Source organism: Pricia sp., from assembly GCF_041745955.1.
Taxonomy (GTDB): domain Bacteria; phylum Bacteroidota; class Bacteroidia; order Flavobacteriales; family Flavobacteriaceae; genus Pricia.
The window spans coordinates 1-4,787 of sequence record NZ_JBGTHY010000164.1; the positions used below are offsets into that span (position 1 = coordinate 1).

The window sequence follows — 4,787 nt, forward strand, 5'->3', positions numbered from 1 at the left end:
CTGCCCTTCCTGAATGCGACTAATTTTCTCGTAAGATGCCACAATCCCCTGAATCAACGACGAACTCAAACCCTGATGCTCCATTTCGTTGAGGCCCTGTATCGTACATCCTTTAGGTGTGGTGACCTTGTCGATTTCCGCCTCCGGATGGCTGCCGGAGGCAATCAGCAGGCTCGCCGCTCCGTTACAGGTATGCATGGCCAGTTCTTGCGCTTCCTTGGCATCGAATCCTAACTGAATGGCGCCCTGGGTGGTGGCGCGGATCAGGCGCATCCAAAAGGCGATACCGCTGGCGCATATGACGGTCGCCGCCTGCATCTGGGGTTCTGGAATTTCCATCGAATGGCCCATCCTGTCAAAAATCGCTTTCGCTAATTCTATCTTTTTCTTGCCCTTTTCGTTGCTACAGATACAGGTCATCGATTGTCCCACCGAAATCGCCGTGTTGGGCATGCTTCGGATGATGTGCTGCTCTGCCCCGATGATGGCCTCCATCTTGGCGATGCTAAAACCGGTAATCGTGGAGATGACCACGTGCTTTTCCGTCAACAGGTCTTTAATATCCGCTAAAACGGACTCCAACTGACTGGGCTGCACCGCCAGGATCAGGATATCGGAATTTTGCACCGCCCCGCGATTGTCGGAAGTCACGCTTACGTTACCGTACTTCTCAAAATCCTTGATTTCGGCCAGGTTCCGCTTGGTCAAGTACATGGTCGTTGCACCGTTGGAATTCAGTATGCCCTTGGCGATGGACAGGCCAAGGTTTCCGGTACCGATAATGGCTATTTTCATGGGTAATAGTTTTTTTTGTTATTCCCGTACCTCGGCTACGCTCGGCATAAACTCAGGCGGGAATCTGTTTGATTGGCTTCTATTTTTTAATTTGGTCGTCATTATTAAAACACCCCTGCCTTCAAATGCAATCCTTCACTTTCTTCAAATCCGAACATCAGGTTCATATTCTGTACCGCCTGTCCTGAGGCACCTTTCAACAGGTTGTCGGTGGCCGATGTTATCAATAGGATATCTTCATGTTTATGCAAATGGATATGACAATTGTTCGTGTTCACTACTTGTTTCAGATGGATGGGTTCTTCGGATATATGTGTGAATACCGCATCCTCGTAAAACTCTTTGTACAAGAGGATGGCTTCCTCTTCGCTTCCCTTGAATCCCGTGTAAGCCGTAGCTAAAATTCCCCTTGTAAAATTCCCGCGATTGGGCAGGAAAAATAGTTCCCCCGAATCTGATTGTAGCGATTTCACGCTCTCGTTGATTTCCCCCAAATGTTGATGGGTAAACGGCTTGTACCAGCTCACATTGTTGTTCCGCCAACTGAAATGCGAGGTCGCCGACGGACTAACGCCTGCACCGGTACTTCCTGTCACGGCGTTGATGTGCACGTCGTTTCCCAGAATTCCCGCTTTGGCCAACGGAAGCAGTCCCAATTGTATCGTAGTGGCAAAACAGCCCGGATTTGCGATATAATTCGCTTTTCGGATATCCGATTTTTTCAGTTCCGGCAAACCGTAAACGAAGGTTTGCCCTTCAAAAACGGCATCCCTTTGTAATCGGAAATCATTGCTGAGGTCGATGATTTTGGTGTGGTCGGAAAAGTGGTGTTCCTTAAGGAATTTAGAGGAATTGCCATGCCCCAAACAGAGGAATACGACATCCACGTCGGGATTTATAGTTCCTGTAAATGTCATTTCCGATGATCCCAACAGATCGGGATGCGTCGTTACCAGTTTTTTTCCGGCGCGGGTCGTGCTGTACACAAAATCGATTTGCGCTTCATTATGATGCAGGAGAATCCGGATCAATTCCCCACCCGTGTATCCTGAACCGCCTATTATACCAGCCTTAATCATCGTTTTGATTTACATGGTTATAAATCTTCCCCGAATTCGACAAAATCTTGATAAAGCCCTTGGCGTCTTCGGCCGACCAGCCTTTGTTGATTTCGCCGTAGCTTCCGAACGAGGCGTTCATAAGGTCGTGTTTAGACGCTATGCCATTGAGTTCGAAGCGGTAGGGGTGGAGCGAAACAAAAACATCGCCCGAAACGTTTCTTTGGGTATCTGTCAGAAAAACTTCAATATTCCGCATGACTTCGTCGAGATAATTGCCTTCGTGCAGCAACATCCCATAGAAATTGCCCAACTGCTCTTTTTGGAATTGCTGCCATTTGCTGAGCGTGTGCTTTTCCAATAAATGATGGGCTTTTATAATGATCAGCGACGCCGGTGCCTCAAAGCCTACCCGGCCTTTGATGCCGATAATGGTATCACCTACATGAATGTCACGGCCGATGGCGTATTTTGAGGCCAAGGCCTCCAATTTTATAATATTTTCAACGGGAGTAGCTTTTTGTCCGTCGATGGCAACCAGTTCCCCTGTATCAAAAGTCAATTTTACTTCAGAAGGTTCTTTTTTCTTCAACTGACTTGGATATGCGGAATCGGGCAGCGGCTTCTGCGAGGTCAAGGTTTCCTCGCCGCCTACCGAGGTGCCCCATAGTCCGCGGTTGATGGAATATTTGGCTTTTTCCCAAGGGTAATCGACTCCGTTCAGTTTTAGATATTCGATTTCAGCTTCCCTAGACAGTTTATTATCCCGTATCGGGGTTATAATTTCAATATCAGGGGCGATGATCTGAAAGATCATGTCGAAGCGCACTTGGTCATTGCCCGCGCCCGTACTGCCGTGTGCAATGTATTTTGCACCTATTTTTTGGGCGTAGTTCACGATTTCGATGGCCTGTACGATTCTTTCCGCGCTTACCGACAGGGGGTAGGTGTTGTTTTTCAACACATTGCCGAAAATAAGGTATCTTACTACCGTGTCGTAAAAGGTCTGTACGGCATCGATCGAGGTGTATGAACTGGCGCCCAGCTGCAAGGCCTTTACTTTGATCGTGGCGATTTCTTCCTCTGAGAATCCGCCGGTGTTTACGCTTATGGCATGGACTTCGAATCCTTTTTCCTTGGATAAATATTTGGCACAGTAGGAGGTGTCAAGACCGCCGCTGTATGCTAATACTAGTTTCATAGTTTATATTTGCCGTATCCGTGAAGACGGGAATTAATTATTTAAATCCTTTTTTTGAAATGTAGATGTGGTGTATCGCGTCTCTAGGTATTTTTTAAATTCCAACCTCTATTTCGATTTGTCTTTCCTAAGTAAAAGGGTCTCCTTAATACTCTTCAATCTCTCAAACACCTTACTATCCGGCTTCTTTTTTGCATTCGTTTTGGGCAGGGCGTTCGCATCGTACAGCATGCCAGTGCAAAGGCACATTTTGCGTTCGGTGCGTGTGAGAATGTCAAAATTTTTGCAGGTTTGGCAACCTTTCCAAAATTCGGGATCATCGGTTAGTTCCGAAAAGGTGACCGGTTTGTAGCCCAGCTCGTAGTTCATTTTCATAACGGCCAGACCGGTGGTTATTCCAAATATTTTGGCATCGGGAAATTTTTCACGGGAGAGATCGAAAATACGTTTTTTTATCCTTTTGGCCAGACCTTGGTTCCGGTAATCGGGGTGTACGATCAAGCCTGAATTGGCGACGAATTTTTCGTGCCCCCAAACTTCGATATAACAGAAGCCGGCGAATGTATCGCCATCCAAGGCGATTACCGCGTTGCCGTTCTGAAGTCTTTTTTGGATGTATTCGGGGGTGCGCTTGGCGATGCCAGTACCACGTACCTTGGCCGAATCGGCAATGGTGTCGCAAATGATCTGGGCGTATTTAAAATGGGTTTCGTTAGCAATTACGATTTTCATTGCTATGACAATTTAACGGTAAATAAAAAAGTTTTCGGAGTTGTGCGGAAATGGACTCACCTATTTCCATAGAAGCTATACGTACCCTTACGGGCGACGGCGGGGAGAAAAGGGACGAACGGGAGCAGGGATGCCCTTCATGCTAATTATGTAATATTGTCCTTTCATTGGAAGCCAAATGTACAAGATTACATTGAAACTACAACAATTGGACATTAATTTTTATGAAAAATCGGTTTTTTCCGTTTTGGATTGAAGATTTCGTAGGCTATAAATCCAAATACAACAAAATATTCAAGGGCCAACAACCAAAGGTTTTCCGTAAAGGTGGGATTGGAATAGGCAAAATAACTAAGCGTCACGACCACTGACCAGAGCACCGCGAAACGGTATTCGGTAAAAACGCCGAGCAGGACCAAAAAGATGATGTACCAAGGATGAACCGTAGCCGATAGCAAATAGTACAGTGTCAAGACCCACAGCATGGAGGTCAACAGCACGGCGAGTTTTTGGTTTTGCCGAAAAAAGGTTAACCCCAATACGGCCAGAACGGTCAATATCGGAACAAGCTGCCCGTAGGTTTTTATTAGCTCCCAGGGTTTCCCGTCGAAAGCTATGGCGATTTGCTTGATACCATTGTAAAGTCCGGCGTTGAACTCGAAATTGGAGAACCACAGTCCGATAGTCTGCGAATAGTTTCCTAGAAAATCCGGGGAATAAAAGGGAAGAAAGCATAGCAGACAGGTCGCCCCGACCAGGAGATAGAAAAACAGGCTCTTTTTAAAGCCCAAATGTTTTAGGAAAAGGGGCAGGAATAACAGTGGCACCAATTTTATAGCGATTGACAGGGCATAGGGTAAAGCGGCCAGCATCCACCTTTTTTGGGACAGTAGGTATATCGCCCAGACGAAAAAGAAAAGCATTACCCCTTCAAAATGAAGGTTTCCTGTGAGTTCTATGATGACCAGAGGGTTTAGGAAATACCAAAATATAAGGTGTTG

4 protein-coding genes and 1 pseudogene are annotated in these 4,787 nt (G+C 46.4%); all 5 read right to left on the bottom strand.

Annotated elements, in window-relative coordinates:
* On the bottom strand, nucleotides 1-795 hold a 795-nt coding region (gene proC, locus ACEW8S_RS05925), incomplete at its 3' end, for a pyrroline-5-carboxylate reductase (protein WP_373517256.1).
* A gap of 104 nt (nucleotides 796-899) precedes the next feature.
* Nucleotides 900-1,874 (bottom strand): N-acetyl-gamma-glutamyl-phosphate reductase, encoded by a 975-nt coding sequence (gene argC / locus ACEW8S_RS05930; protein ID WP_373517257.1) that lies wholly within the window; start codon nucleotides 1,872-1,874, stop codon nucleotides 900-902.
* Entirely contained in the window at nucleotides 1,867-3,054 is a 1,188-nt protein-coding gene (gene argG, locus ACEW8S_RS05935) for an argininosuccinate synthase (protein WP_373517258.1), read from the bottom strand. Before argG ends, argC begins: the two co-directional genes overlap by 8 nt.
* A gap of 108 nt (nucleotides 3,055-3,162) precedes the next feature.
* The gene (locus ACEW8S_RS05940; protein ID WP_373517259.1) at nucleotides 3,163-3,786 is read right to left on the bottom strand and encodes a GNAT family N-acetyltransferase; all 624 of its coding nucleotides are present in this window, start codon (nucleotides 3,784-3,786) and stop codon (nucleotides 3,163-3,165) included.
* A 215-nt stretch (nucleotides 3,787-4,001) separates the two neighbouring features.
* Nucleotides 4,002-4,787: pseudogene (locus ACEW8S_RS05945) on the bottom strand (mannosyltransferase); the annotation flags it as partial.